A 26,713-nucleotide genomic window follows, 5' to 3' on the forward strand; every position below is an offset into this window, starting at 1 on the left:
ACGGGGCTTTTTCAGATTACTGAGTCCACTCGCTTACTTTATCCTGGTTTTCATCAACCCACTGCCTTGCGGCTTCTGCTGGATTCATGCCGTCTTCAATCAGTACCATTACTTCCGACATATCATCGGGAGTCCAGTTGAAGTTATCTAACACGGAATAAACTTCAGGCATATCTTCTTCCAGGTTCTGGCGCACAAGGGTGTGGACATATTCGTCACCACCATAGATGTTCAGGGGATCTTCCAGGTACTTCAGGTCCCAGCGGGCAAACTTCCAGTGGGGAGTCCAGCCGGTAACAACAATGGGCTCATTGTGCTCTACCGCTTCGGCCAGGCTGGCGGCCATGGTGGCACCGGAACCCTGGAGCAGTTCAATATTATCCAGTCCATATTCTTCTACTACCACTTCGGTTGCCTGCTGCAGTCCTGCACCCGGCTCGATACCAACGATTTGACCGTCAAACATGTCTGCATTTTCGTTTAGCTCTTCAATGCTGTCGATATCAACGTATTCAGGAACCACAAGCCCAATACGGGTACCCACCAGGTTAGCTCCCAAATCCACAACGCTGTCTTCAATCTCGGCAAAATAGTCGCCATGAGTGGTGGGTAACCAGGCGGCCACCATACCATCATAGTCTCCCTCGCCCAGTGATGTATACATCACTGCCGGGGAAAGAGACATCAACTCTACATCATAGCCTAAATCTTCCAACACAGTTGCTACCACGTTGGTGCTGGCAATCTCGGAGTCCCACTCCACGTAACCCAGGGTCACACTTTGGTCATCAGTTCCGCAGCCGGTAACAGCAAACAACATTGCCGCCACCAAAACTACCCCTAACAATACTTTCCAAGAACTTCTCATCGTTTGTTATCCCTCCTGTATTTTTTTACTTCTATTAATTAATCCATGCGAGATGCGATCCAGAATAATGGCGAGGATAACCACCGCCAGGCCGCCTTCAAAGCCCAGGCCCACATCCAGTGTCTGAATGCCGCTCCAAACCACCCGGCCAAGTCCACCGGCTCCCACCATGGCAGCGATAACAGCCATGGAAAGAGCTAACATAATACACTGGTTGACACCGGCCATAATGGTGGGCAATGCCAACGGCAGCTGTACTTTTATTAGCTTTTGCCTGGGTGTAGCACCAAAGGAATCTGCAGCTTCAATCAGTTCCGTAGGTACCTGGCGGATGCCAAGATTAGTTAGGCGAATGGTGGGAGGCACAGAAAAGATGAATGTGGCCACAATTGCGGGGACCGAGCCTACTCTGAAAAACATCACGGCAGGGATTAAATAAACAAATGCCGGCATTGTCTGCATTAAATCAAGGACTGGAGTTACATAACTGTTAATTCTGTTGCTTCGGGCGCAGGCAATGCCCAGAGGTATACCGATCACCAGTGAGATGAAAGTAGCAACCAGCACCAGCACAAATGTTATGAGCAAGTCAGGCCAGAGCCCGAGATTTTCAATGAGCAGAAAACCAAAAAGAGTTAACAGAGCTGTTTTCCGGTTTGTAAGTTTCCATACCAACAAGGAAAGCAGTAAAATTAATATTAATGGATGTACAGATCCTAAGAGGTTGATAAGCCCGGAAACAATGGATGATAAAATATCCGACATGCCGCGCAAAACTGGACGGAAGTTTGTCCGAATCATAGCAATAAGCCATTCTACAGCATCGCCTAACGGAATTTTAGGAAACATGGTCTGATACCTCCTTTCCTGCAATGCCGGAAAGCAAAGCTCCACGAACAATAATACCTTTTAATTGCTCTTTTTCATTTACCACACTGATGGGATAGCTGGCAGTAGCAGAAATCGGGACAATATCAGACAACGGTGTTTCTAGATTTACCACAGGCAGTTCCGTTATTAAAATAGATTCCAGGTTCTGTTGATTTTCTTTGATGGCGGTTGCGGCGGCATCGGCGGTAATCAGGCCTTTAAGGGTTTTGTCCTTACTCAAAACAAAAATAGTGGAGATGCCGTAGTCGCGCATTTTCTTCAAGGCAGTATTGGGTCCGTCTTTTGGGGTAACAAAGACATCCACCTTTTTCATTACCCCTTCAGCAGTGAGGACCTTGGTACGATCCACACCCTGGACAAACTCCTGCACGTAATCATCGGCAGGTGATTCCAGAATTTCCTCCGGCGTTCCTACTTGTACAATGTAGCCGTCTTTCATTACAGCAATTCTGTCTCCCAGTTTGAGAGCTTCATCTAAATCATGGGTGATAAATAATATGGTTTTTTGCATTTGTTCCTGCAGTTCCAGCAATTCGTCCTGCATCTCCCGTTTAATCAGGGGGTCCAGGGCACTAAAAGCTTCATCCATCAAAAGGATTTCCGGATCAAGGGCCAGAGCCCGTGCCAGGCCGACGCGCTGCTGCATGCCGCCGCTGAGATGATTGGGGTATTTTTCTTCCCAACCTTTCAGGCCAACCGTTTCCAGTGTTTCTAAGGCAATACGGTGGCGTTCTTCCTTTGCCATGTCCTGAATTTCCAATCCGAACTCAACATTTTCAGCAATTGTTTTATGGGGAAAAAGGGCAAAACGCTGAAAAACCATGCCGAATTTTTTTCTGCGGAATTCACGAAGTTCCGCATCACTTAATTTGGTTAAATCCGTACCGTCAATGAGGACTTCGCCGGCAGAAGGGGCTATCAGGCGATTAATACAACGAATAAGAGTTGATTTTCCGCTTCCTGAGAGGCCCACAATAACAAAACACTCACCCTGTTTGATTTCCAGGTTAATGTTGTTTAAGCCGATGGCCATGCCGGTTTTTCTCATAATTTCATCTTTTGACATTCCTGATTTGGAAAGTTCTATAGCCTTTTTGGTATTTCGGCCAAAGACTTTATATAAATCCTTGATAACAATTTGGCTCAAAAGTATCAATCCTTTCCAGTGGATTTCGGAAATAAAAAAAGCCCGGTACTCCACTCTCTAAAGAGAGTTAGAGTGCCTAGACTTCGCCATTGCTGACTCGCCTTATGCCACATCACTGACATAGCATATCCAAGCCCGTGATTCACGAACTTTGGCAGACCCCAGTTCTCATGTCGTTTTTCCCGTTTAGGTTTTGGCCCGTAATCTTTGCTTACCTGCAACTGCTTTGTCTGCCTGAGTCATGAAAGCATTTGCCGGCTCGCAAAGCGCCTACTGCCTAAAGGTACTTCACCACAAGCTAAAACTATTTAGTATTTCCAATAATAAATTTTATCAAACATCAAACTTTTTGTCAAAGAGTGACGTAAGCATGGCTCTCAAAAGAGAATGGAAATGATGATGCATTTATACATATATATTAACTGAGATAAAGGATAAACACCGTAAATTAGGCCTTTTTTGCTTGGCATGATTATTGCAAAATTACTGTAGGAGAGGCCCGTCCGGGTTAATAAAGAGAAGGAGGAGGATACTTATGAAACAACCGCTATGGAAACCCAGTCCTGAGCGCAAAGAACAAACCAACATGACGGACTTTATGAGGTTGGTTAATGACCGGTTTGGCAAAAATTTCAGCGAATATGATGAGCTGTATGCCTGGTCTGTTGAAAATATTGAAGACTTCTGGGCATTGATGTGGGAGTACGGAGGGATTGTGGCTTCCAAACCGTATGACCGTGTGGTTGATAATTTGGATGATATGTTTAACAGTGAATGGTTCCCCGGAGCCCGGTTGAATTTTGCCGAGAACCTGCTGCGTTTTCGAGATGACCGTACTGCCATGGTTTTTAAAGGGGAAGCTGATGAACAGCGGCGTATATCGTACCGTGAACTTTATGACATGGTTGCGCGGCTTGCCAAATCGCTACGGGAGCATGGGGTAGGCATTGGAGACCGGGTGGCCGGTTTTATGCCCAATATGATAGAAACTGTGGCGGCAATGCTGGCTGCCAGCAGTATCGGGGCTATCTGGTCATCCTGTTCACCGGATTTTGGCTTCCAGGGCGTAATGGACCGCTTCGGGCAAATTCAACCCAAGGTGCTGTTTGCCGCCAACGGTTATTCGTACAACGGCAAAAAATTTGACTCCCTGGAAAAGGTGAGCGAAATAACCAAGTCCATTCCGGAAGTGGAAAAAGTGGTGATTGTCCCTTATACCGAATCTAATCCGGATTTAGGCGGAATTCGGGGAGCGGTGATGCTGGATGATTTTCTTGCCAAAGAGCAGGGGCTGGAAATAGAATTTACCCAGCTGCCCTTTGAGCATCCCCTCTATATCATGTATTCATCGGGGACCACCGGAGTTCCCAAGTGTATTGTGCACGGTGCCGGCGGCACGCTGATTCAGCATTTAAAAGAGCTGATTCTCCATACCGATCTGTCCCGTGAAGACACCATCTTTTATTTCACCACCTGCGGTTGGATGATGTGGAACTGGTTGGTCTCTTCGCTGGCGGTGGGGGCTACGGTGGTGCTCTTTGACGGCTCGCCGTTCTATCCCGAGCCTGGCGCCCTGTTTAAGCTGGCCATGGATGAGGAGATTACCGTTTTTGGCACCAGTGCCAAGTACATCTCCGCAGCGGAGCAATTTGGCGTAAAGCCCAGGGAAAACTATGACCTGGAGCCGTTAAAAGCCATTTTGTCCACCGGCTCACCTCTGTCAGTGGACAGTTTCCATTATGTTTACCGCGATATTAAGGAAGATCTGTGCCTCTCGTCCATCTCCGGCGGAACAGACATCATTTCCTGCTTTGCCCTGGGTAACCCCAATGGCCCGGTTTACTCCGGTGAACTGCAGTGCAGGGGTTTGGGTATGAAGGTGGAAGCCTATGATCTGGAAGGAAAGCCGGTGGTGGGGGAAAAGGGTGAGTTGGTTTGCACCGCAGCTTTTCCCTCCATGCCCATCTATTTCTGGAATGATGAAGACGATAAAAAATACCTGGGCGCCTACTTTGAAACGTATCCCGGCATCTGGCATCACGGCGATTACGTGGAAGTAACGGAAAACGGCGGCATGATTTTCTACGGCCGCTCAGATGCCACTTTAAATCCCGGCGGTGTAAGGATTGGTACTGCGGAGATTTACCGTCAGGTGGAGGCCATGCCCCAGGTGGCCGACAGTCTGGTTGTGGGCCAGGAATGGGATAATGACGTTCGTGTTGTTTTGTTTGTAAAACTGGAGGATGGCACCGAACTTAGCGAGGATTTGATTAAAGAAATCAAGACCAATATCCGCAAAAACGCCACCCCGCGCCATGTGCCGGAGCGCATAATCCAGATTACCGATATCCCCTACACCATTAACGGTAAGAAAGTGGAGATTGCCGTAAAGCGGGTTATCCATGGAGAAGATGTCCCCAACAAGGATGCCCTGGCCAATCCGGAGGCGTTGGATCTTTATAAAGACATCCCCGAGCTATCGGCTTAATGCTGATGTAATCACACATCAACGCCAAATGCATAAATGCATCACCCCCAGGCAAGGGAACCGTCTCTTGTCTGGTTTTTTTTTGTCATTTTTTTATAATCTGCAGCGTATGGTTTTGAAGAGGGGGTGGTCCAATGCGCCGGACAATTTTATACATAACGGCGGTACTTTTTTTGTTGATAGCAGCAGGATGTGTCAATAGCACGCCGGAGGCCGAGCCCAGAGATTTACATGTGGCGGCACTGGCAAACCCAATTAACCTGAACCCTTTGTTTCTCAGAGATGCGGTATCAGCTGAGGCGGCAACGCTGTTGCACGCGCCTCTGGTGACCACAGATCCGGAAACATTGGAACCCAAACCCCGTTTGTTTGCTTCCTGGGAGAAAAAAGGGGACAACCTGGTCTATGAGTTTACTTTGCATGAAGATGTTTTCTGGTCCGACGGGACTCCTCTTACTGCAAAGGATGTGGCCTTTACCCTGCGGGCGATTTCCCATCCCGATTATACCGGTTGGATGTTTCCGCTTATGCAGTACATCGCGGGAGCAGAAGAGTATCGCCAGGAACATGAGGGAGAGTATGCCGACGGGGAAATTGAGGGCATAACCGTTGTGGATGATTTGACCCTAAAGATAGAACTGAAGCAGGCTCATGCCCCGTTTTTAACGTATCTGACCTTTGCGCCGCTGCCTTCCCATGTGTTGGCAAAGACCAGGGTAAGTGAACTGGAAGAGCATCCTTATTCGCGCACGGCGGAGCCGGGGGTGGGGCCTTATCTGCTGGAAAAGTGGCGTCAGGATGAATACCTGCATGTGCGGGCAAATCCGGATTATTTTCTGGGAGAGCCGCAAATCAAAAACATTTATTACCGGGTGATTACCAATCCGGAGGCACAGCTCATTGAACTGCTGGCAGGAAAACTGGACATGATTCCCACCGCGGTGAAAGTGGAGGATATTCACACCCTGGCCACCGATCAGGAGATTCGCATTCAGCAAAATCCCCGTTTGGTCTATGATTATATCGGCATGAATATCAGTGATGAAGATTCGGTGCTCTCCGATAAAAAAGTGCGTACTGCCCTATCTATGCTTTTGGATAAAGAGGGCCTGGTGGAAAATCTGTTGCTGGGCTACGGAGAGCCTCTGCACGGGCCATTATTGCCTTTGCATTTTGCCTATGACGAAGAGTTTACCGTCTTTGAGGAGAATCTGCCGGCAGCGCGCAATCTCCTGGTGGAGTCGGGCAACGGCTCCCTGGATTTAACTCTGATTGTCAATGCGGGGAATGTGGTGCGGGAAAATGCCGCCCTCATATTTAAGGAACAGGCAGCAAAAATTGGCGTGGACGTTACAGTTAAGCTTTTGGAATGGGAGGCTTTTCTGGCTGCATACCGGGAAGGTGATTATGATTTAGTGGCTCTGGGCCGCGGTGCCGATGCCGATCCGGACCTTACCTTCCACTGGCACTCCGAAAGTGCGGGAAACACTCTGGGTTATAAAAATGAAAAGGTGGATCAGCTTCTGGAGGAAGGGGCAGCCGCCGTTGACAAAGAAAGTCGCAGTGAAATTTACCGTCGTGCTCAGCAGATTATAGTGGAGGATGCACCCATCATCTGGCTGTATTCGCGACAGGCCGTTCATGCCGTCAGCAAGGATTTAACCTCTTTTACACCGCATCCGGAAATGCTGTTTTACAATGTGCATGAGTGGCACTGGCCAATGCGGGAGGATGACTGATGACCCTTTTGGTGTTACGCAGACTGGCCCAGACCGTTATTGTGCTTTTGGGGGTGACGGTGGCAACATTTTTTATTATGCATAGCGCTCCCGGCCATCCCCTACAGGCCAATCCTGAGCTTCGCCTGGATCCCACGGCGGTGGAACGCTGGTTGGAATTACGGGATTTGGATCAGCCTCTGCCGGCACAATATGTCTCCTGGGTCAGCCGCATGCTGCGGGGCGATTTTGGCAACTCGCTGATCTATAACAGACCGGTGGTGGAGTTGATAGCAGAAAGACTGCCTGCCACTTTGCTCCTGACGGTAAGTTCGTTCCTTTTGGCATTGGCGACCGCTGTGGTGTGCGGCATTTATGCCGCCATCCGCCAGGGGTCGCTCTTGGACCGGCTGGTGGGGGCAGTCTCACTTTTGGGAATCTCCATGCCGGGTTTTTGGCTGGGGATGCTTTTTATCATGGTGTTTTCTTATCGCCTGGCCTGGCTGCCGGGGGTGGGAATGCGCACTCCCGGAGGTGAAGGGTTTTTGGATTTGGTTGCTCATATGATTATGCCGGTGACAGTATTGGCTGTGGCCGGCTTTGCGCATTATGTCCGCTATGTACGGGGAGCTGTGCTGGAAATTTTAGAGCAGGATTTTGTCCGAGCCGCCCGGGCCAGAGGATTAACGCAAAAACAGATTCTTTTCCGTCATATCCTGCCCAACGCCGCTGTGCCCATTGTTACCGTGGCCGCCTTATCAATCCCCATGTTGTTTACCGGTGCTTTGGTGGCGGAAAATGTATTCTCCTGGCCCGGTCTGGGCCGCTGGATCATTACATCTACCCTGGCCCGCGATTACCCCGTTATTATGACGGTGAACATGTATACCGCCATGCTGGTGGCCTTGGCCAATTTTCTGGCCGATGTGCTGTACATGGTAATTGATCCCCGGCTAAGACTTAATCATTGAGGCAGGAGGGTTCTTTTATGCGCCCACACAAAAAAAGTGGAATAGTGGAGTTGGTTATGGGACTGACCATTGTGGCCCTTCTTTGCCTGTTGGCTGTCTTTGCTCCGGTAATTACCGCCCATGACCCGTATGTTACCGATGCGGACAACTGGCTGCGCTCTCCCGATGAGGTGCACATTTTTGGTACCGACCGGCTGGGCAGGGATGTATTCAGCCGTGTGCTATATGGGGCCCGCGTTTCTTTGGCGGTGGGGATTTTGGCAACCTTTTTGTCTGTTACTGTGGGTACCATTCTGGGAGGAGCAGCCGGTTACCTGGGGGGGATTGTGGATCGGTTGATAATGCGTTTTACCGATATCGTGCTGGTTTTTCCCACACTGCTTCTGATTCTTACCCTGGTAGCCATCTTTGAACCGGCGCTGTGGCTGGTGATTCTGGTAATCGGCGGCACCGGGTGGCCCGGTGTGGCCCGCCTGGTCAGGGGTGAAATAATGCGACTGCTGGAAGCAGATTTTACCGCTTCAGCCAGGCTTCTGGGAGCAACGCATCTGCGTATTTTATTTGTCCATCTGCTACCCAATGCCTTTGGCCCCATACTGGTGGCTGCCACTTTGTGTGTGCCGGCCGCCATCATGACCGAGGCCGGACTGGGTTATTTCGGGTTGGGCATCCAACCACCTGTTCCCACCTGGGGAAACATGATGCGGGATGCCCAGCTTTATCTGCGCCATGCCTGGTGGTATGCCACTTTTCCAGGATTGTTTATCTTTATCACAGTCTTTGCCTTTCAGTTGACGGGGGAAGGGTTGCGTAAACGATATAATCCCCGTGCCGCTAAACGGAGGGATGCCCGTGCTTAAGGTAGAAGGCCTGAATATCGGTTTTTCCTCGGGCAATGAAGATGGCCGGGTTGTAAAAAACGTAACTTTTTCCCTGCAGAAGCAGGAAGTGGTGGGCATTGTGGGAGAAAGCGGCAGTGGAAAAAGCCTGACGGCCATGGCCATAGCAGGCCTGCTGCCCCCGGATGTTCTGGCGGGCGGTGAGATTTTCTTTGGCCGGCGGAGACTTCGGCCTGGCCGGGAAGAAGACTGGCAGAACGTGCGCGGCAGGGAAATGGGCATTGTTTTTCAGGACCCGGCCTCAAGCCTTAATCCCTTGCTGCCGGTTGGTTCTCAGGTGGGAGAAGTTCTCCGGATCCACATAGGGCTGACCGAGAGGGAAGCGGAAGCTGAGGTGATTGAGGTTTTCAAGTCTTTGGGGATTGGCCCGGCAAAGCTGCGGGTGCGGCAATACCCGCACCAGTTAAGCGGCGGGATGAAACAGCGGGTAATGTTAGCTGCCGCAATCTGTTGTAATCCCTCTCTCTTAATTGCCGATGAACCCACCACCGCTTTGGATGTTACGGTACAGGCCCAGATACTGGGCCTTTTGCGCCGTATAGTCAATCAACAGCAGGCTTCACTGCTGATTATTTCCCATGATTTGGGCGTTATAGCCCAACTGGCAGACCGGGTATTGGTGATGTGCGCCGGTGAAATTGTGGAGGAAGCTGCAGTGGGGGAGTTGTTCGACCATCCCCTTCATCCCTACACACAGACACTGTTGGCCTCGGTTCCCAGGCTGGATAGACCCCTTTATACTCAACGGAAGCCTGTGATGGAGGGGTTGTGGGGCCAGGGATGTTCTTATGCCTCCCGGTGTGGGAGGCGGCAGCACAAGTGCCTGCAGGAATGGCCGGGACGAAAAAAAATATCTCCTACCCGGGCGGTTTGCTGTCATTTTGCAGCAGAAGGAGACGCTAATGAGTGAATATATAATTGAAGGAAAGAACCTGTTTGCCGGTTACCCTGCAGGCCATAAGTGGGTCAAGGCGGTGGAAGGGGTCTCCCTGAATGTGCAAAGCGGTGAGGCGGTGGCCCTGGTGGGTGAATCCGGGTCAGGCAAGACCACTCTAGGTAAAGTCCTGGCCGGGCTTCTCCCGCACCGGCAGGGCCGGTTATATATTGGCCAAAAACCGGCCACCGGGCGTCCTGTGGGTGAAATACAAATGGTTTTCCAGGACAGTTCAGCGGCGCTAAACCCCCGTCTGACGGTGGGGAAGCTGGTGGAGGAAGGCCTGGTTATACACGGAGAGAGAAACAAAAAAGAAAGACTGCAAGCCGTCATGGATGCGTTAACTGCGGTTGGTTTGACTGCCGAATATGTTAACAGGTTTCCCCATCAGATGAGCGGCGGAGAGCGACAGCGGGTTGCTTTGGCACGGGCGTTGATTATGCAACCTAAAATGGTGGTGCTGGATGAGCCGGTGTCGGCTTTGGATGTGACCACGGGAGCGCAATTATTGCAGATGATTGGTGACCTGCAGAAAAAATACGGCCTGGCTTATGTGATGATTTCCCATAATCTGGCGGTTGTTCGTCATGTCTGCTCGCGGGTAATGGTAATGTATATGGGAAAAATTGTGGAGAAGGGGCCGGTAGCTGATGTTTTTGCCAAACCCGGGCACTACTATACGGAAATGCTTTTAGAGGCACATCCACTGCCCGATCCCCGGCTGCGCAAAGATTTTACCGGCTACGGTGACCCGCCTGATTCTGTTAAACCTCCTTCGGGATGCCGCTTTCATCCGCGCTGCAGGGCTGCGGTGGCAAAGTGCAAACGTATTCCGCCGGGGTTTGCGGAGATCTCTCCCGGACATCTGGCAGCCTGTCATCTGGCCGGATAAAAAAACTAGCATTTACAGGTAACAATGGTTTTTGTTATAATATAAGTTATATTTGGACAAGCATATATGAAACAAGGAGGATAAACCAATGCACAAAATTACTTTACTCCCCGGAGACGGGATTGGTCCCGATATTACGGCGGCCACCAAAAAAATTCTTGCCGCCACCGGTGTGGCCATTGAATGGGAAGAACACCTGGCCGGTGAAAGTGCTATCCCGGAGTTTGGTACTCCGCTGCCGGAAACTGTCCTGGAATCTATCCGGCGTAATAAAATCGCTCTTAAGGGCCCGCTCACCACTCCGGTGGGTTCTGGTTTTCGCAGTATTAACGTAGCGCTGCGCAAAGAGCTGGACCTGTTTGCCAACCTGCGCCCGGCCCGTACATATCCGGGGATTCGCTCCCGCTATGAAGATATTGATCTGGTAGTGGTCCGGGAAAACACCGAGGATTTGTATGCCGGCGTCGAACACATGGTGGGTGAAGATGCGGCGGAAAGTATTAAGATTATTACCCGCAAAGGTTGCGAGCGTATTTGCCATTTTGCCTTTGAGTATGCCCAGAAAAACAACCGCCGTAAAGTTACGGCGGTCCATAAAGCAAATATCATGAAATGTACCGATGGGCTGTTTTTGTCCGTTTTCAACGAAGTTGCCAAAGACTATCCCGACATTGAGCCTGAAGACCGCATCGTAGACAATATGTGCATGCAGCTTGTGCAAAAGCCTGAGCTCTACGACGTCATGGTAATGCCCAACCTCTACGGCGACATTGTTTCCGATTTGTGTGCCGGGCTGGTAGGCGGGCTGGGACTGGCCCCCGGTGCCAACATCGGCAAAGATTATGCCCTGTTTGAACCGGTACACGGCAGTGCGCCTAAGTATGCGGGACAGGATAAAGTAAATCCCACCGCCCTCATTTTATCTGCGGTTCTAATGCTTCGCTATATCAACGAAGAGGAAGCTGCAGACCGGGTGGAAAAAGCTCTGGCCGCCGTTATTAAGGAAGGGAAAACCGTCACCTATGACCTGGGCGGCAGTGCCAAAGGTATGGAGATGGCTGAGGCCGTTGTGGCAAAAATGGGTTAGGCTATTGGCCTGACATTTGTTTTTCAGCCATTTCTATCATCCGTTTCACCATATTGCCGCCGATGCGTCCGCCCATGCGTCCGCCCACGGCTCCACATTTGCCGGAGGATACATCCTGCCAGCCCTGATTCTTGATGTAGGAGTCGATGCCCAGTTCGCCGGCAATCTCATGTTTATACTTTTCCAAGGCAGATTCCAGCGTCATTCCCGGGCTTCCGTCCAGGATGCCCAGCTCGCCGGCAATCTCCATTTTGAACTTTTCAAGCGCCTGTTCCGCACCTGGAACCAGGCGCTTTCTGTTTTTCTTCCTTGGCATTTTTTTTACACCTCCTTTAAATCTAGTTTTTACCGTAGAACAACGTATATCCAAGACAAAATTGGCTAGAGCTGAGAAATGCTTGCAACATAATTTATAACTGTGCTTGGCAAACTAATAAAAAATGTGGAGTGATTAAAGTGGTAGCCAAATCAATATACGCGTTTTTTAATGACGATGAAGATGCCAGGCAAGCCATGCACGAGTTGCGTAACCGGGGGTATATTTCCTCCATCCAAAAAGCGGATCAGGGCTCACCCAATCCTGATATGAGTGTCTCTTCATTAATGGTTGGTTTTTTACCTAACATGACCCGTGCCCTGTTTCAGTCCCGCTACACAGACAGGGAAGGAGTATATCTGTTTGTGGGCCTAAATGAACACCAGGGCGAGGTGGAAGTTTATGATGTAATTGAGCAATTTGACGGCGAACTCCTGGAGCAAAATGAACCCCCTAAAAATCCATGATGAGACTCCGGGGACGGTTCTCAAAGTCTCAAAACAAACTAGATATTGTGGTGCAATGAGAAAATGAGAACCGTTTCAGGTTCTCATTTTTTGATTTTTAAGATGGGCTTAATATTATTTGCCGGCGAATATGTTAGACTTAAAAAAACTGCAGAAGGGAGAGGAGAAAATAGTGGACAAAGCTGTATTTGCATTTTTTGACAAGGAAGATAAGGCAGATAAGGCAATGCACCAACTACGGGATAAAGGTTACGTTGCTTCGGTGCAAAAGGTAGATAATGACCTGCCGGACCGGGATCTGAGTGTATCCTCATTGATGGTGGGTTTTCTGCCGGACTTGTCCAGCGCTCTGTTTGAAACCAGGCCCGGCCCCGGCGCCTATTTGCTTGTTGGTGTGGACAAGCAGCATGATCAGTCCCAGGCACAGAAGATTATTGAAGAGTTTGAGGGTGAAGTGCTGAAACAAAAATAAAAAGGCTCAACAGAGCCTTTTTTTACTTCCCAGGGATCAGTCTGGTTGATAAGTGCGTATGGCACGGTCACCCAGGCTTTTCTCGTTGATATTTTCTTCTAAATGGCGGGGTACGGTGACTTTGTCCGGGTTGCCGTCGCTGATGTAGCGGGCCTGAGTGTTGTTCTCAAAGTATTCAAGCCAGCGGGGCAGCTCGGTACCGTCGGCCCGCACCCGGGGCAGACGCAGGGGATTAAACTTTTCCGAGAACGGGGAAGGTGCGGGGTTGGCACCAACCAGCAAAATGGCGTCGTTTTTATATGTGATATCCTCCCAGGTCCCTTCGGTCAGCAGGCTGTCATCTTCCGGCAGTGCGCCGTAGGGCAGGGCCAGTGTGTTTACTTCATAGCCGGGCAGATAGCTTTGGGTGGCGCGGACATGACGGGCCAGCGCTTCGGTCACTTCCTGCGGGGAAATATTGCGCAGGTTTTCATGCCCATAAGTGTGGTTGCCTATTTCAAACCCCCATTCCACCAGCATCTCAAGTTTAGTTTGAATATGAGCCTGCTGTCGAAACGGCACCGGATAATAAATGTAAAAGGTACCCGCCGGGTTAAAATCATCATATTTCTCAGCCATTTCCAGAATTATGGCCACGGCACTGTCTGGATCCAGGGTGGGTTGGTCTCCGTCTTCCAGGAACCTGAACTGCCCCGCCGTGCCGTCGTCAAAGGTTAGTATAAACGGGGTGGTTCCCGCAGGGATGTCGATATGGCCGGCCAGATAGTCATTTAAGTTTACGGGGCGGTATCCTTTGTCATACAGGGTTTTTAGGTCCTGACGAAAGTTTTCTGTGGTGCGGCGCCAGGTTGATTCGGTGCCGCCGATTTCATGGTACATTAAGACCATTACCTGGCCTGCCTCATTGGGGCGGACGGCCTGAAAATCCAGTTCTTCCTGCGGCTCTTCCGGCTCTTCCGGTTTAGCATCTTGCTGATAATTCTCCTGGGGATCGTCTGGCAATTCTTGGTTTTCCCCCTGCTCCGGCAGGCCGGTAGTTTGCTGGCAGCCCACAAGAAATATCAGGCCAAGAATCAGGATAAGTTTCTTCAATGTTTTTCACCTCACTTTAACAGTACCGCATAAGTCATGCAGAGGTCAATCTGAAATTGATGTGTGGGAATATATAGCAGTATATTTTGAAGATTTAATATCGTTGTGTTATACTGAAAAAGATAGTCTTTTACATAAGTATCCTTGATTAAAATGGAGGAGTGAGAATATGTCTGATAAAGATTGTCTGCAAGATGAACAAAAACGGGCCATGGCCAATGAGCGGGCTGCGGAGCTTAAAGGACGCATTGATGCCTATTTGGAAGCCAGACCTCAAATCTCTGATGGTATGACGCAGTGGGAGGAAATCCAAAAGCGTCAGAAAAAGATAAAAGCACACCTCAACGCCAGCGACGATGACTGGAATGACTGGCACTGGCAGGTCAGAAGCCGTATTAACAAGGTGGAGGATCTGATTGAACTGTTGGAGTTAAATGAAGAGGAAGCGGCGGAGGTAAGAAAAGTCGGTGAAAAAAACCGTTGGGCCACCACCCCGTATTACCTCAGCCTGATGAACCCCGATGATCCCAACTGTCCGGTGCGCCGCCAGGCTATTCCTGCCACCGAAGAATTATTAAATCCGGTGGGCAAAGACGACCCCATGGGTGAACAGTATACTTCGCCGGCTCCTGCCATTACCCGGCGCTATCCGGACCGACTGATTATTAACGTAACCAACCAGTGCGGCATGTACTGCCGTCATTGTCAGCGCCGCCGCAATATTGGTGAAGTGGACCGCATGACGGCGCGGGAAGATTTGCAGGCTGCTCTGGATTATGTGCGCAATCATCCTGAAATCCGGGATGTGCTGCTTACCGGCGGAGACGCTTTAATGCTTAATGAAGAGATTATTGACTGGCTTTTGACCGAATTGGATAATATTCCCCACGTGGAAATCAAGAGACTGGGTTCCCGTACACTGGTGACCATGCCCATGCGGGTCACCGATGAATTGTGTGCTGTCTTGGAAAAACATTCACCGGTGTATATTAATACCCATTTTAATAATCCTGCCGAAGTGACTCCTGCGGTGGCAGAAGCCACACGCAAACTGACCAGGGCCGGTGTTTCCCTGGGCAATCAGGCAGTACTTCTGGCCGGTGTCAATGATGACCCCCATGTTATGAAAAAGCTGAATCATATGCTGCTGCAGGTAATGATTCGCCCCTACTACATTTTCCATGCCAAAGCCGTTACCGGAACCGCTCATTTCCGCACCCGGGTTGAAGTGGGTATTGAAATTATGGAACATTTGCGCGGACAGACTTCCGGCATGGCCATTCCCACCTTTATTGTTAATGCTCCGGAAGGTTACGGTAAAACACCGATGCTGCCGGAATACCTTATTTCTTCCGGCCGTGACAAAATCTTTATCCGTACCTGGGAAAACCGTGTATTTGAGTATGACAACAGAGAATAAGATTAAAAACTGCCGGAGCTAATCCGGTAGTTTTTTGTACTACCGGAAATTATAACGCTTCGCAGTTTGCGAAGCTGCTTAGGTAACCCGTTTTAATATACACGCGTAGAGGGAACTGAATAAGCATGCTATTTTTTGTTGTCGCAATATCTGCATAAGAAGGAATCATCCGCCATTCGTAGAATGATATGGAAAGTGCCGGAGGTGAGGGTTATGCGGGATTTACCTTTCTGGGTTGCGCTGAGCAAGGTGTCGACACTGGGGGCAAGACGAATTCTGCGGCTCATCGCATATTTTGGTACTGCTGAGAAAGCTTTTTTGGCATCAATGGATGATTTACTGGCTGCGGGCTTGCCGGTGAAGGCGGCTCGGGCTCTTTGTGATGAACGTGAAGGGCTGGATCCGCACCGGGTGGCAGAAGAGGTGCATGGGTCCGGGTTTGGCGTTTTGACATTGGCCTGTGCCGGATACCCGCTGCTGTTGGCGGAGATTTATGATCCGCCTGCCGTTTTATATTACCGGGGAGACATTGACGTGTTGTCCACCCCCTGTGTGGCCATGGTGGGTTCCAGAAAAGCCACTGAGTACGGAAAGAATGCTGCGCTGAAGCTGGCGGGGCAGCTTGCCGCCGCCGGGATTACGGTGGTCAGCGGTATGGCCCGCGGTATAGATACCTGGGCACACGCCGGTGCCCTGGGTGCAGGCGGCCCCACCATTGCAGTTCTGGGATGCGGCCCCGATGTCTGCTATCCACCGGAAAACCTTAAGCTAAGGGAGAAAATAGTCTCCGGTGGTATAATACTTAGCGAATTTCCGCCGGGAACTCAGCCTAAACCGGGCCATTTTCCTTTGCGAAACCGTATTATCAGCGGCCTGTCCCGGGCCACGGTGGTGGTGGAGGCCGCGGAAAAAAGCGGTGCGTTAATTACTGCCGATTGTGCCCTGGAGCACGGCCGGGAGGTTTTTGCGGTGCCCGGCAACGTAAACAGCCCTTATAGCCGGGGGTGCCACCGTTTGCTAAAAGAAGGAGCAGCCATGGCCGAAAAGGCTGCCGATATACTGGCGGCACTTGGTATGTCAGAGCAGGAAACTGCCGCAACAAAAGCGGTGCAACTGTCTGATACCCAGGCCTCCGTATTGGAGACGCTGCAGTATGAACCGGCGCATTTTGATGAAATAGCAGACCGGTGCGGCCTGCCTGCACCGCAGTTAGCCGCCACATTGGTTGAGCTGGAACTGGCCGGTCTTTTGCGGAAATTGCCGGGAAACTTTTTTTTGCGTGTATAGTCTGCCAACTTTTGGTGTAAGTAGTATTAGTAATAATCTATTGTTGTACAGAGATAAACTGGGGGTGCCGTATGTCAGATTACCTGGTGGTGGTGGAGTCACCGACCAAAGCTAAAACCATTAAAAAATACTTGGGTAAGAGGTATAAAGTGGTGGCTTCCATGGGCCATGTCATTGATTTGCCCAAGAGTCAGTTTGCCATTGACATTGAAAATGACTTCACACCTAAATATATTACTATTCGTGGCAAGGGAGATGTGCTTAAAGAATTAAAAAGTGCTGCCAAGTCGGCAAAAAAGGTTTTTCTCGCCGCTGACCCCGACCGCGAAGGGGAGGCCATTTGTTGGCATCTGTCCCATGCTCTAAAGATTGAGGAAGATGCGCCCTGTCGTGTGGAGTTTAATGAGATTACGGAAAAAGCAGTTAAAGAGGCGTTTAAAAAACCGCGCCTCGTTGACAAATACCGGGTGGATGCCCAGCAGGCGCGCCGGGTCTTGGACCGTTTGGTGGGGTATAAAATTTCCCCGCTGTTGTGGAAAAAGGTTAAAAAAGGCCTTTCCGCCGGCCGTGTGCAGTCGGTGGCGCTCCGCCTGATTGTGGAGAGGGAAGATGAGATAGAGCGCTTTGTGCCGGAAGAGTACTGGTCCTTGGAGGCCGATCTGCAGAATAAGGATAAGTCTCCCTTTAAGGCTCGTTATACCGGCAAAGAGGGAAAGAAGCATGTCCCTTCCACTAAGGAAGAAGTGGATGAATTGCTCTCCGGCTTAAAAGACCGGGCTTTTACCGTGGAAGATGTGCGTAAAAAAGAACGGCGTCGCCGTCCTTCACCCCCTTTTACCACCAGCAGCCTGCAGCAGGAAGCTTCCAGAAAACTGGGCTTTACCACCCGCAAGACCATGATGTTGGCTCAGCAGCTTTATGAAGGCCTTAAGCTGGGCAAAGAAGTGGTGGGTCTTATTACCTATATCCGGACCGATGCCACCCGGGTAGCCCCGTCTGCCCAGGATGAAGCGCGTCAGTATATTACCGAGAAGTATGGCAAGCCATATTTGCCGTCCAAGCCCCCGGTATATACTTCAAAAAAAGGTGCTCAGGAAGCCCATGAAGCAATTCGCCCCACCGCTGTGGAGCATAGCCCGGAAAAGATCAAGGAATCCCTGTCCCGGGACCAGTTGCGCCTTTATCGCCTTATCTGGGATCGGTTTGTGGCCAGCCAGATGAGCCCCGCCGTATATGATACGGTGGCGGTGGACATTGCTGCCGGCCCCTATAATTTTCGAGCCAACGGTTCACAAATAAAATTCGACGGTTTTATGAAACTATATATTGAAGGCAAAGATGAAGAAGAAAAAGAAGAAGGTGGCCTTTTGCCGGAATTGGCCAAGGGAGAAGAGCTAACCCTGTTAGAGCTTGAGCCCGAGCAGCACTTTACCCAGCCGCCTCCCCGTTTCAGCGAGGCCATGTTGGTTAAAACGCTGGAGGAAAAGGGTATTGGCCGTCCCAGCACGTATGCGCCTATTATCGGCACGCTGCAAACCCGTGGATATGTGACCCGGGAAAAGAAAGTTTTTTATGCCACCGAATTGGGTCGCGTGGTTTTGGAGCAGTTGCTGGAGTTTTTCCCCGACATCCTGGATGCACAATTTACAGCTCAGATGGAAGAAAAACTGGATATTATTGCCGAGGGTAAACTGGACTGGGTTGATGTGATTCGGGATTTCTACCAAGACTTTGCTAAAAGCCTGAAAGTTGCGGAAGAACATATGGAAACGGTGGTTATCACCCCGGAAGAAAGCGATGAAGAATGCCCGAAATGCGGCCGTACCCTGGTTTATAAAATGGGACGGTACGGTAAGTTTCTGGCCTGCCCAGGTTTTCCCGATTGCCGTTTTGCCAAACCCATTATTAAAGAGTTGGATGTTCCCTGTCCAACCTGCAACAAACCGCTGGTGGAGCGTAAAACCAAACGGGGGCGCATCTTCTATGGTTGCAGCGGCTATCCTGAATGTGAGTTTACCACCTGGGATGTGCCGCAAAAAGATAAGTGTCCCCGCTGTGGCTACCTCACGGTGCTTAAAGGAAAAACACTGCAGTGCGCCGATAAGGAATGTGGCGAAATCTTAAGCGGCCCCCCGCCTAAAGAAAAGAAACAAGGCAAAAAAGGTACAGCCAAAACGACTAAAAAAGAAAAAGTCAGGAGTGGAAAACGTGGCTGAGATCACCATTATAGGGGGCGGTCTGGCCGGCGCGGAAGCCGCCTGGCAGGTAGCCAAAACCGGCCTCAGTGTCCGCCTTTATGAAATGCGTCCGCACAAAATGACTCCGGCCCACCACGGGCCGCATCTGGCGGAGTTGGTCTGCAGTAATTCCCTGCGGGCTGCGTCCCTGGAAAACGCCGTGGGCCTTTTAAAAGAAGAAATGCGCAAGTTTGACTCGCTGATTATCGCCCAGGCGGACAAGCATGCCGTGCCGGCAGGAGGCGCCCTGGCAGTTGACCGGGAAGGTTTTGCCCGGGGAGTAACGGAGGCCATAGATAATTTACCCAATGTAGTTCGAGTGGAAGAGGAGGTGCGGGAAATCCCCGCCACCACAGCAGGCCCGGTGATTTTAGCCACCGGGCCCCTCACAGCTGAGGATTTGGCAGATGAGATTGGCCGCCTCACCGGTGAAGATTCCCTGTATTTTTATGACGCCGCCGCACCCATTGTCACCGCCGAGTCTATAGACATGAAGAAAGTTTTCTGCGCTTCCCGTTACGGAAAAGGTACAGCCGATTATCTCAACTGCCCCATGAATGAGGAAGAATACCAACAGTTCTATACCGCTCTGACCACAGCTGAGGTATATGAGGGCCACTGTGATACCGATGAAAAAAAATATTTTGAAGGGTGCATGCCGGTGGAGGTTATGGCTTCCCGCGGGTATGAAACTCTTAAGTTTGGCCCTTTAAAACCGGTGGGGCTAACCGATCCCAATACGGGACAGCAAGCCTTTGCGGTGGTGCAGCTGCGCCAGGATAATGCGGCAGCCACCCTGTACAATATGGTGGGGTTTCAGACCAGACTGCGTTGGCCCGAACAAAAACGGGTTTTTCGTATGATTCCCGGTCTGGAAAACGCAGAGTTTGCCCGCTACGGAGTAATGCACCGCAACACTTATATTAACTCACCAAAAACTCTGCAGCCCACCCTGCAGTTCAAGGAAAATGATAAACTGTTTTTTGCCGGACAGGTTACCGGAGTGGAAGGGTATGTGGAATCGGCGGCCATGGGCCTGGTGGCAGGCATTAATGCCGCCAGGGTGGCAGATGGCCAAGACCCGTTGGTCTGGCCAAACGAGACTGCTCATGGTGCCCTGACCCGTTATATCACCACCGCGGATCCCGGGAACTTTCAACCCATGAATGTAAATTTTGGCATTTTCCCGCCCTTGGCTACCCGTGTGCCCAAAAAAGAGCGAAAAAAGGCCATGGCGGAACGGGCATTGGCAAAAGTCGAACAATGGCGTCTTAATTGGCAAAATTAACTTGCAAAAAGGATATTTGATGTGTTAAGATTTTGAAAAAGGAGAAGAATTAAAGAATGGTGGACTTTCTGGGCAGTTTCCTTACTTTTCTGCAGGTGGAAAAAAATGCCTCACCCCATACGATTCGAAATTATGCCGAAGACTTAGGCCAGTTTTTTCAGTTTCTTGAGAAGGAAGGTGCAAGCTTTCCCCAAGATCTGGATTATTTGGCAATCCGGCATTTTCTGGCGCTTATGCAAGCGCATGGGTATGAGCGTAGAACCATTGCCCGTAAGTTAGCAGCCATTCGTTCCTTTTTACGCCATCTTAACCGGGAAGGTTATCTGGCAGATACTTCATGGACCACCATATCCACACCACGAATAGGTAAAAAACTTCCAAAGTTTCTTTATGTTGATGAAGTGTTTCGTCTTTTGGCAGCGCCGGACTCACAGACGCCGGCGGGACTACGGGATGTTGCTATTTTGGAGTTTTTGTATTCTTCCGGTGTTCGGGTCAGTGAGCTTGTGGCGTTGGAACTTCAGTCACTGGATTTGAACCGGGGGCAGGCCATTGTAATGGGCAAAGGTGGCTGTGAACGGTTGGTCCACCTGGGACGGTTTGCCCGCAGGTCCCTGTTGGCTTATCTGGAGCAGGGCCGTCCTGAAATTCTGCGTAAAAACGCTGATGGTGACCGGGAAGGCGCACTGTGGCTCAATAAGTACGGTACCCGCCTTTCAGACAGAGGAGTGAGGCGCATTGTGGAGAAATATGTGCGCCAGGTAAGCCTGGCCAAGGGCATCAGCCCGCACAGTATCCGTCATAGTTTTGCCACCCACCTGCTCAATGCCGGTGCCGACCTGCGCGTTGTTCAGGAACTATTGGGCCATGTGAATATCTCCACAACGCAAATTTACACACATATTACCCGGGACCAGCTCAAAGAAGTGTATAACGGGGCTCATCCCCGCGCATAAGGAGAAAATGATATGTTTCACGGAACAACTATTGTGGCCGTACTAAAAAACGGCCGTTGTGCATTGGCCGGAGACGGCCAGGTTACTTTTGGCGGGAATACCGTTATGAAGCATCAGGCCATTAAAGTCCGACCTATCTATCAGGGTAAAGTGCTGGCCGGTTTTGCCGGTTCGGTGGCCGATGCTGTTACACTGTTTGAGAAATACGAAGAGCAATTGGAAAAATACCAGGGAAACTTGCGCAGAGCAGCGGTGGAATTGGCAAAGGAATGGCGCATGGACCGGGTGCTGCGCAGGCTGGAAGCGCTGCTTTTGGTGGCAGACACGGAAAGCCTGTTGGTTATTTCCGGCAACGGAGAACTGATTGAGCCCGACGACGGCGTCACCGCCATCGGTTCCGGAGGTCCCTATGCATTGGCTGCTGCCCGTGCACTGCACCGGCATACCGATCTGGATGCGGGAGAGGTTGCCCGGCAGGCACTGTTGATTGCCGGCGAAATATGTGTTTACACCAATGACAGCATTGTTTTGGAGACACTATAAACGGCTGGGAGGGTCATATGAACAGAGAGGAATGGACACCCAGGCAGATAGTGGGTGAACTGGACAAGTATATTGTGGGTCAGAGGGATGCCAAAAAATGTGTAGCGGTGGCTCTGCGCAACCGCTATCGCCGCAAAAGGCTCCCCGACGAGATCCGTGATGAAGTGTTCCCTAAGAATATTATTATGATTGGCCCCACCGGCGTAGGCAAAACAGAAATAGCCCGGCGGTTAGCCAAACTGGTGAATGCCCCGTTTGTGAAAATCGAGGCAACAAAATTTACCGAAGTGGGTTATGTGGGCCGTGATGTGGAAACCATGGTCCGCGATTTGGTGGAAACGGCTATCCGCATTGTGCAAACGGAAAAAATGGAAGGGGTCAAGGAAAAGGCCCGGGTGATGGCTGAAGAAAGCCTGCTTGACCTTCTGGCTCCTGCGCCAAAACGGCAGCAGCAGACCAACAACCCCCTTAGCATGTTGTTTCCCGCCACCGACGAAGAGGATAGCAAAGATGAGGAAGACGATTATAACAACCGCCGGCAGGAACATCAGGAAAATAAGCAGCGGCTGCGGGAAAAACTGGCCGCCGGCTTGCTGGAAGATGAAACGGTGGAATTGGAAGTAGATGAAAGGCCCCCGATGGTGGAGGTCTTCTCCGGCTCCGGTATGGAGGATATGGGCATTAACTTCCAGGATCTGATGGGGCAGTTTTTTCCCAAAAAGAAAAAGATGCGTAAAATGCCGGTGAGTCAGGCGCGCAAAATCCTGCAGCAGGAGGAAGCGCAGAAACTTATCGATATGGATGAGGTTGTGGGGGAAGCGGTAACCCGGGCAGAACAGTCCGGAATTATCTTCCTTGATGAAATAGATAAGATTGCCGGCAAAGATTACGGCTCAGGTCCAGATGTTTCCCGGGAGGGAGTGCAGCGTGACATCCTGCCCATTGTGGAAGGGTCAACCATTATGACTAAGTACGGGGCGGTAAAAACCGATTTCATTCTTTTTATTGCCGCCGGAGCCTTCCATGTGGCCAAACCGTCGGACTTGATTCCTGAACTGCAGGGCCGCTTTCCAATCAGGGTGGAGTTGGATAATCTCAGCGAGGCAGATTTCCAGCAGATTCTCACCGAACCTGCCAACGCCCTGATTAAGCAGTATACCGCGCTGTTGGAGACAGAAGGAATACAGGTGGAATTTGCTCCGGAAGCCATAGCTGAAATTGCCAAAATGGCTCGAAAATTAAACGATGAAATGGAAAACATCGGTGCCCGACGGCTGCATACCATTTTGGAAAAAGTATTGGAAGAACTATCATTCAGTGCCCCTGAACTGGGTACGCAGGTCATACCGATCACCTCGCGTTATGTTCAGGATAAATTAAAAGATATTGTTCAAAATAAAGATTTAAGCCGTTATATTTTGTAATTTACTCAGTTGACCAGTTAGAAAAGAGAGGATGATCGTCATGACCATGACAAACTTACTTGAGAAATCCCGCAGAATTAATAAGATTCTGCAAAAAACCGCCGGGCAGCACGTTGATTTTAAAGAAGTGGCGGATGTGTTGAAAAATGTGATTCATGCCAATATCTATATTGCTGACCGTGGCGGCAAGATTTTAGGTTATTCCCTGGTGGATGAATTTGAATGTGAACTAATGGTAACGGAGGTTCTAAAGGACGGCGTTTTCCCCGACGACTACAATCAGCAGCTCTTAGGCGTGGATGAATCGCGGGTAAACCTTCGCCAAAAAGTAAACGATTGTGTTTTTATTGATGATACCGAATGCCTGTTTACCAACAAAATTACCACCATCGTACCCATTATCGGTGGAGGTAAAAGGCTGGGCACCCTGCTCTTAGCTCGTTTTGCCAAGGAGTTTGACCCGGAAGATTTGATTTTGGCTGAGTACGGCGCCACCGTTGTAGGTATGGAAATTCTGCGTTCCAAGGCGGAGAAAATTGAAGAAGAGGCCCGCAACAAAGCTGTGGTCCAGCTGGCCATCGGCACCCTTTCCTATTCAGAGATGGAGGCCGTGGAGCATATCTTTGAAGAACTAAACGGTGATGAAGGTCTTCTGGTGGCCAGTAAAATTGCCGATCAACTGGGCATTACCCGTTCCGTCATTGTTAACGCCCTGCGGAAGTTTGAAAGCGCCGGGGTAATTGAATCCCGTTCCTTGGGTATGAAGGGGACTTACATTAAGGTTAAGAACCCATACCTGTTGGATCAGCTTGCTAAGCGCAAAGGCGTAAGAATGTAAAACAACCGGGCGGCAGGAAAACCTGCCGCCTTTGTGGCCCTGAATAGAGGAAACTGAACAGAGGAAACTGAATAGAGGAAGTTGAATAAGTGTGCTTTTCTTATCATAAAATGGCGGCGAATGGGTTATACTATATTGTTGCAGGTATGGCACCAGTGCCCAGACTAAGCCTGCCTGAGGTGACATGTGAGAAAAACTGCAAAACCTTTTATGGATCGTAAGTCATTCATTTTGGGATTTGTAAGTTCGGCAATTATTTTTATTGTTATACTGGCTGGGCTTACTGCCATGGCTTCGGCTCGTGGGGTAACCGTCCGTCTTGACAGTGAAGATCTGGCAGCAATGGTGCGTGACCGTATTGTGGCTCAGGCCAAAGCAGAGATGCCTGCCATAATCAACAGTGCCAAGGCTGAGATTCCTGCTATTGTGGAACAGGAGATGGAAAACGAGTTTAAATCCGACAGGATGGAAATCGCCGGTTTTGTTTTCCAGATGCCCGAGGAACTGATGCAACAACTTAGAAGCAACATGCGCAGAAATGTTGAGCGAGCCACCGGCAAAATTCTCGACGGTATAGAGACCGAGGAGTTGGCGCACAAATTTGGTGAAGATGCTTACGCCATGGTGCTGTCCACCATGGAGGAAGAAATCAGCGGTCAGAGTTTTCAGGTGATGCTTTTTGATCTGATACCAATGAGAGTGAGAATTCTCATAGAATAAAAAATCGTGTAATTACATTGCCAAAACTGACAATCTGTGCTATACTACAAAATGGTGTCAAAATAACACACGTTCCCTGATTTTTGCGGGTGTGCCGGGACAAGCGGTGCCGTAAAATGATGACGGGGGCGGAGGTAAAAACAGAGAGGAGGTGCAGGAATGCCGGTAGTATCTATGAAACAGTTGCTGGAAGCCGGTGTCCATTTCGGACATCAGACCCGCCGCTGGAATCCCAAAATGAAAACTTATATCTTCACTGAAAGAAACGGGATTTACATCATTGACCTGCAAAAGACCGTTCGCATGATTGACGATTGCTATAACTTCGTTAAGAATCTGGCCGCCGATGGTGGAAAGATTATGTTTGTCGGTACCAAAAAGCAGGCTCAGGAGTCCATCCAGACAGAGGCGGAGCGTTGTGGCATGTTCTATGTGAACCAGCGCTGGCTTGGTGGTATGCTCACCAACTTCAAAACCATTCGTAACCGGGTTAATCGTCTGATTGAACTGGAGAAGATGGAAGAAGACGGCGTGTTTGAAGTCCTGCCCAAAAAGGAAGTGATTAAGCTTCGTCATGAATATGACAAGCTGAACAAGTTCCTTTCCGGGGTACGGAACATGAAGAGTCTTCCCGATGCCCTGTTTATTGTGGATCCCCGCAAGGAAAAAATCGCGGTGGCTGAAGCACGCAAGCTGGGAATCCCCATTGTGGCCATTGTTGATACCAACTGTGACCCCGATGAAATCGATTATATTATCCCAGGTAACGATGACGCGATCCGTGCAGTCAAGTTGATTTCCGGACGCATGGCAGACGCGGTTCTGGAAGGCCTGGAAGGCCGTCAAGACCATGTGGTTGTAGAAGATGAAGCCAACCAACAACAGGCCGATGTCGCACCTGTCGTGGAATCGTAGATCCAAAAGATGCGGCCGGGCGGCAATGCCCGGCCTTTTTTAAACTGCTAGAGAATTATAACGCTTCGCAGTTAGCGAAGCTGCTAAGGCAAGCAGTGCTGAAACTTACAAACAAGACGTATTGGAGGGTAAGCGATGATTCCCGCATCTGTTGTAAAAGAACTCCGTGATAAAACCGGGGCAGGAATGATGGATTGCAAGAAGGCCTTGAATGAAACCAATGGTGATGTGGAAAAAGCCGTTGAGTACTTACGTGAAAAGGGCCTTGCAGCCGCTGCCAAAAAAGCCGGCCGCATTGCTGCTGAAGGTATTGTGCATGCCTATATACATATGGGCGGTAAAATAGGCGTTTTGGTAGAAGTAAACTGTGAAACAGATTTTGTGGCTCGCACCGATGACTTCCAGGACTTTGTCCGGGACGTTGCAATGCAGATTGCGGCCACAAACCCCCAATACCTTTCCCGGGAAGAAGTCCCGGAAGAGATGTTGGAAAAAGAAAGAGAGATTTTGCGTGCCCAGGCTTTAAATGAAGGCAAGCCTGAAAAAGTGGTGGAAAAAATCATTGCCGGCCGCATTGAAAAGTACTATGCCGAAAACTGCTTGCTTGAGCAGGCGTTTATTCGTGACACCGATAAGTCCATTACCGATCTTTTGAAGGATAAAATTGCAAAAATCGGTGAAAACATAAGCATCCGCCGTTTCACACGCTATGAAATGGGCGAAGGGCTGGAAAAGAAAGGCTGTAATCTGGCCGAAGAAGTGGCACAGATGACTAAGCCGGAATAACTTTGTTATGTGACAACTATAAAAAAGAGCACTTCGGTGTTCTTTTTTTACAGGAAA

25 protein-coding genes are annotated in these 26,713 nt (G+C 50.0%); 20 read left to right on the forward strand and 5 right to left on the reverse strand.

The annotated features are described in order from the left end of the window. Window positions 1–16 precede the first annotated feature (16 nt). From DEALDRAFT_RS11745 to DEALDRAFT_RS11755, 3 genes are read right to left on the reverse strand one after another with little or no spacing between them, the layout of a single operon-like run. Entirely contained in the window at window positions 17–868 is an 852-nt protein-coding gene (locus DEALDRAFT_RS11745; RefSeq protein WP_008517702.1) for a glycine betaine ABC transporter substrate-binding protein, read from the reverse strand. 6 nt (window positions 869–874) lie between these two features. Then, complete coding sequence (locus tag DEALDRAFT_RS11750) at window positions 875–1,717, reverse strand: ABC transporter permease (protein ID WP_008517703.1); 843 nt, start codon at window positions 1,715–1,717, stop codon at window positions 875–877. Beyond that, window positions 1,707–2,906: a quaternary amine ABC transporter ATP-binding protein gene (locus tag DEALDRAFT_RS11755; RefSeq protein WP_008517705.1), complete on the reverse strand. Its 1,200-nt coding sequence runs from the start codon at window positions 2,904–2,906 to the stop codon at window positions 1,707–1,709. The genes DEALDRAFT_RS11750 and DEALDRAFT_RS11755 overlap by 11 nt, the downstream gene beginning before the upstream one ends. 535 nt (window positions 2,907–3,441) lie before the next feature. Here DEALDRAFT_RS11755 and DEALDRAFT_RS11760 point away from each other — a divergent pair. From DEALDRAFT_RS11760 to DEALDRAFT_RS11790, 7 genes are all read left to right on the forward strand, one after another. Then, on the forward strand, window positions 3,442–5,394 hold the full coding sequence (locus DEALDRAFT_RS11760) for an acetoacetate--CoA ligase (RefSeq protein WP_008517707.1): 1,953 nt from the start codon (window positions 3,442–3,444) through the stop codon (window positions 5,392–5,394). 134 nt (window positions 5,395–5,528) lie between these two features. Then, window positions 5,529–7,133 carry a peptide-binding protein gene (locus DEALDRAFT_RS11765; protein WP_008517709.1) on the forward strand — a complete coding sequence of 535 codons (1,605 nt, stop codon included), beginning with the start codon at window positions 5,529–5,531 and terminating at the stop codon, window positions 7,131–7,133. Continuing rightward, window positions 7,133–8,083 carry an ABC transporter permease gene (locus DEALDRAFT_RS11770; RefSeq protein WP_008517710.1) on the forward strand — a complete coding sequence of 317 codons (951 nt, stop codon included), beginning with the start codon at window positions 7,133–7,135 and terminating at the stop codon, window positions 8,081–8,083. The genes DEALDRAFT_RS11765 and DEALDRAFT_RS11770 overlap by 1 nt, the downstream gene beginning before the upstream one ends. A gap of 17 nt (window positions 8,084–8,100) precedes the next feature. Further along, complete coding sequence (locus DEALDRAFT_RS11775) at window positions 8,101–8,943, forward strand: ABC transporter permease (protein ID WP_008517712.1); 843 nt, start codon at window positions 8,101–8,103, stop codon at window positions 8,941–8,943. Then, window positions 8,936–9,892 carry an ABC transporter ATP-binding protein gene (locus tag DEALDRAFT_RS11780; protein ID WP_008517714.1) on the forward strand — a complete coding sequence of 319 codons (957 nt, stop codon included), beginning with the start codon at window positions 8,936–8,938 and terminating at the stop codon, window positions 9,890–9,892. Before DEALDRAFT_RS11775 ends, DEALDRAFT_RS11780 begins: the two co-directional genes overlap by 8 nt. After that, on the forward strand, window positions 9,885–10,808 hold the full coding sequence (locus DEALDRAFT_RS11785; RefSeq protein WP_008517715.1) for an oligopeptide/dipeptide ABC transporter ATP-binding protein: 924 nt from the start codon (window positions 9,885–9,887) through the stop codon (window positions 10,806–10,808). Before DEALDRAFT_RS11780 ends, DEALDRAFT_RS11785 begins: the two co-directional genes overlap by 8 nt. An 88-nt stretch (window positions 10,809–10,896) precedes the next feature. Further along, window positions 10,897–11,895: an isocitrate/isopropylmalate dehydrogenase family protein gene (locus DEALDRAFT_RS11790; protein ID WP_008517717.1), complete on the forward strand. Its 999-nt coding sequence runs from the start codon at window positions 10,897–10,899 to the stop codon at window positions 11,893–11,895. Between the two features lies 1 nt (window position 11,896). Here DEALDRAFT_RS11790 and DEALDRAFT_RS11795 read toward each other — a convergent pair whose 3' ends face one another. Then, the gene (locus DEALDRAFT_RS11795; protein WP_008517719.1) at window positions 11,897–12,211 is read right to left on the reverse strand and encodes an alpha/beta-type small acid-soluble spore protein; all 315 of its coding nucleotides are present in this window, start codon (window positions 12,209–12,211) and stop codon (window positions 11,897–11,899) included. A 140-nt stretch (window positions 12,212–12,351) separates the two neighbouring features. On the opposite strand from DEALDRAFT_RS11795, the gene DEALDRAFT_RS11800 reads away from it, so the two are divergent. Next, window positions 12,352–12,678, forward strand: a complete 327-nt coding sequence (locus DEALDRAFT_RS11800) for a hypothetical protein (RefSeq protein WP_008517720.1) — start codon at window positions 12,352–12,354, stop codon at window positions 12,676–12,678. A gap of 172 nt (window positions 12,679–12,850) precedes the next feature. Next, window positions 12,851–13,150, forward strand: a complete 300-nt coding sequence (locus tag DEALDRAFT_RS11805; RefSeq protein ID WP_008517722.1) for a hypothetical protein — start codon at window positions 12,851–12,853, stop codon at window positions 13,148–13,150. A 36-nt stretch (window positions 13,151–13,186) separates the two neighbouring features. On the opposite strand, the gene DEALDRAFT_RS11810 is transcribed toward DEALDRAFT_RS11805, so the two are convergent. Next, window positions 13,187–14,242: a polysaccharide deacetylase family protein gene (locus DEALDRAFT_RS11810; protein WP_008517724.1), complete on the reverse strand. Its 1,056-nt coding sequence runs from the start codon at window positions 14,240–14,242 to the stop codon at window positions 13,187–13,189. A gap of 169 nt (window positions 14,243–14,411) precedes the next feature. Here DEALDRAFT_RS11810 and eam point away from each other — a divergent pair, with 169 nt between their 5' ends. The 11 genes from eam to tsf all read left to right on the forward strand — a co-directional run bounded on the left by eam (window position 14,412) and on the right by tsf (window position 26,656). Next, window positions 14,412–15,662: a glutamate 2,3-aminomutase gene (gene eam / locus DEALDRAFT_RS11815; RefSeq protein ID WP_008517726.1), complete on the forward strand. Its 1,251-nt coding sequence runs from the start codon at window positions 14,412–14,414 to the stop codon at window positions 15,660–15,662. Window positions 15,663–15,875: 213 nt separating this feature from the next. Further along, window positions 15,876–16,949, forward strand: a complete 1,074-nt coding sequence (dprA, locus tag DEALDRAFT_RS11820) for a DNA-processing protein DprA (protein WP_008517727.1) — start codon at window positions 15,876–15,878, stop codon at window positions 16,947–16,949. A 71-nt stretch (window positions 16,950–17,020) separates the two neighbouring features. Then, window positions 17,021–19,165: a type I DNA topoisomerase gene (topA, locus tag DEALDRAFT_RS11825; RefSeq protein ID WP_008517729.1), complete on the forward strand. Its 2,145-nt coding sequence runs from the start codon at window positions 17,021–17,023 to the stop codon at window positions 19,163–19,165. Next, a complete protein-coding gene (trmFO, locus tag DEALDRAFT_RS11830; protein ID WP_008517731.1) occupies window positions 19,158–20,474 on the forward strand; it encodes a methylenetetrahydrofolate--tRNA-(uracil(54)-C(5))-methyltransferase (FADH(2)-oxidizing) TrmFO in 1,317 nt (438 codons plus the stop codon). The genes topA and trmFO overlap by 8 nt, the downstream gene beginning before the upstream one ends. Window positions 20,475–20,530: 56 nt before the next feature. After that, entirely contained in the window at window positions 20,531–21,430 is a 900-nt protein-coding gene (locus DEALDRAFT_RS11835) for a tyrosine recombinase XerC (protein ID WP_008517733.1), read from the forward strand. A 12-nt stretch (window positions 21,431–21,442) separates the two neighbouring features. Further along, on the forward strand, window positions 21,443–21,973 hold the full coding sequence (gene hslV, locus DEALDRAFT_RS11840) for an ATP-dependent protease subunit HslV (RefSeq protein WP_008517735.1): 531 nt from the start codon (window positions 21,443–21,445) through the stop codon (window positions 21,971–21,973). A gap of 17 nt (window positions 21,974–21,990) precedes the next feature. Further along, entirely contained in the window at window positions 21,991–23,397 is a 1,407-nt protein-coding gene (gene hslU, locus DEALDRAFT_RS11845) for an ATP-dependent protease ATPase subunit HslU (RefSeq protein WP_008517736.1), read from the forward strand. Window positions 23,398–23,443: 46 nt separating this feature from the next. Further along, a complete protein-coding gene (gene codY, locus DEALDRAFT_RS11850) occupies window positions 23,444–24,235 on the forward strand; it encodes a GTP-sensing pleiotropic transcriptional regulator CodY (RefSeq protein ID WP_040378999.1) in 792 nt (263 codons plus the stop codon). 186 nt (window positions 24,236–24,421) lie between these two features. Continuing rightward, window positions 24,422–24,955: a hypothetical protein gene (locus DEALDRAFT_RS11855; protein ID WP_008517741.1), complete on the forward strand. Its 534-nt coding sequence runs from the start codon at window positions 24,422–24,424 to the stop codon at window positions 24,953–24,955. A 159-nt stretch (window positions 24,956–25,114) separates the two neighbouring features. Then, entirely contained in the window at window positions 25,115–25,870 is a 756-nt protein-coding gene (gene rpsB / locus DEALDRAFT_RS11860) for a 30S ribosomal protein S2 (RefSeq protein ID WP_008517743.1), read from the forward strand. Window positions 25,871–26,005: 135 nt separating this feature from the next. Further along, entirely contained in the window at window positions 26,006–26,656 is a 651-nt protein-coding gene (gene tsf, locus DEALDRAFT_RS11865) for a translation elongation factor Ts (RefSeq protein ID WP_008517745.1), read from the forward strand. Window positions 26,657–26,713 lie beyond the last annotated feature (57 nt).

Source organism: Dethiobacter alkaliphilus AHT 1, assembly GCF_000174415.1.
GTDB lineage: Bacteria > Bacillota > Dethiobacteria > Dethiobacterales > Dethiobacteraceae > Dethiobacter > Dethiobacter alkaliphilus.

Coding starts and splice junctions, on each gene's coding strand:
- DEALDRAFT_RS11745 (WP_008517702.1), bottom strand. CDS start 868: ATGAGAAGTTCTTGGAAAGTATTGTTAGGGGTAGTTTTGGTGGCGGCA.
- DEALDRAFT_RS11750 (WP_008517703.1), bottom strand. CDS start 1,717: ATGTTTCCTAAAATTCCGTTAGGCGATGCTGTAGAATGGCTTATTGCT.
- DEALDRAFT_RS11760 (WP_008517707.1), top strand. CDS start 3,442: ATGAAACAACCGCTATGGAAACCCAGTCCTGAGCGCAAAGAACAAACC.
- DEALDRAFT_RS11765 (WP_008517709.1), top strand. CDS start 5,529: ATGCGCCGGACAATTTTATACATAACGGCGGTACTTTTTTTGTTGATA.
- DEALDRAFT_RS11770 (WP_008517710.1), top strand. CDS start 7,133: ATGACCCTTTTGGTGTTACGCAGACTGGCCCAGACCGTTATTGTGCTT.
- DEALDRAFT_RS11775 (WP_008517712.1), top strand. CDS start 8,101: ATGCGCCCACACAAAAAAAGTGGAATAGTGGAGTTGGTTATGGGACTG.
- DEALDRAFT_RS11785 (WP_008517715.1), top strand. CDS start 9,885: ATGAGTGAATATATAATTGAAGGAAAGAACCTGTTTGCCGGTTACCCT.
- DEALDRAFT_RS11790 (WP_008517717.1), top strand. CDS start 10,897: ATGCACAAAATTACTTTACTCCCCGGAGACGGGATTGGTCCCGATATT.
- DEALDRAFT_RS11795 (WP_008517719.1), bottom strand. CDS start 12,211: ATGCCAAGGAAGAAAAACAGAAAGCGCCTGGTTCCAGGTGCGGAACAG.
- eam (WP_008517726.1), top strand. CDS start 14,412: ATGTCTGATAAAGATTGTCTGCAAGATGAACAAAAACGGGCCATGGCC.
- dprA (WP_008517727.1), top strand. CDS start 15,876: ATGCGGGATTTACCTTTCTGGGTTGCGCTGAGCAAGGTGTCGACACTG.
- topA (WP_008517729.1), top strand. CDS start 17,021: ATGTCAGATTACCTGGTGGTGGTGGAGTCACCGACCAAAGCTAAAACC.
- DEALDRAFT_RS11835 (WP_008517733.1), top strand. CDS start 20,531: ATGGTGGACTTTCTGGGCAGTTTCCTTACTTTTCTGCAGGTGGAAAAA.
- hslV (WP_008517735.1), top strand. CDS start 21,443: ATGTTTCACGGAACAACTATTGTGGCCGTACTAAAAAACGGCCGTTGT.
- hslU (WP_008517736.1), top strand. CDS start 21,991: ATGAACAGAGAGGAATGGACACCCAGGCAGATAGTGGGTGAACTGGAC.
- codY (WP_040378999.1), top strand. CDS start 23,444: ATGACAAACTTACTTGAGAAATCCCGCAGAATTAATAAGATTCTGCAA.
- rpsB (WP_008517743.1), top strand. CDS start 25,115: ATGCCGGTAGTATCTATGAAACAGTTGCTGGAAGCCGGTGTCCATTTC.
- tsf (WP_008517745.1), top strand. CDS start 26,006: ATGATTCCCGCATCTGTTGTAAAAGAACTCCGTGATAAAACCGGGGCA.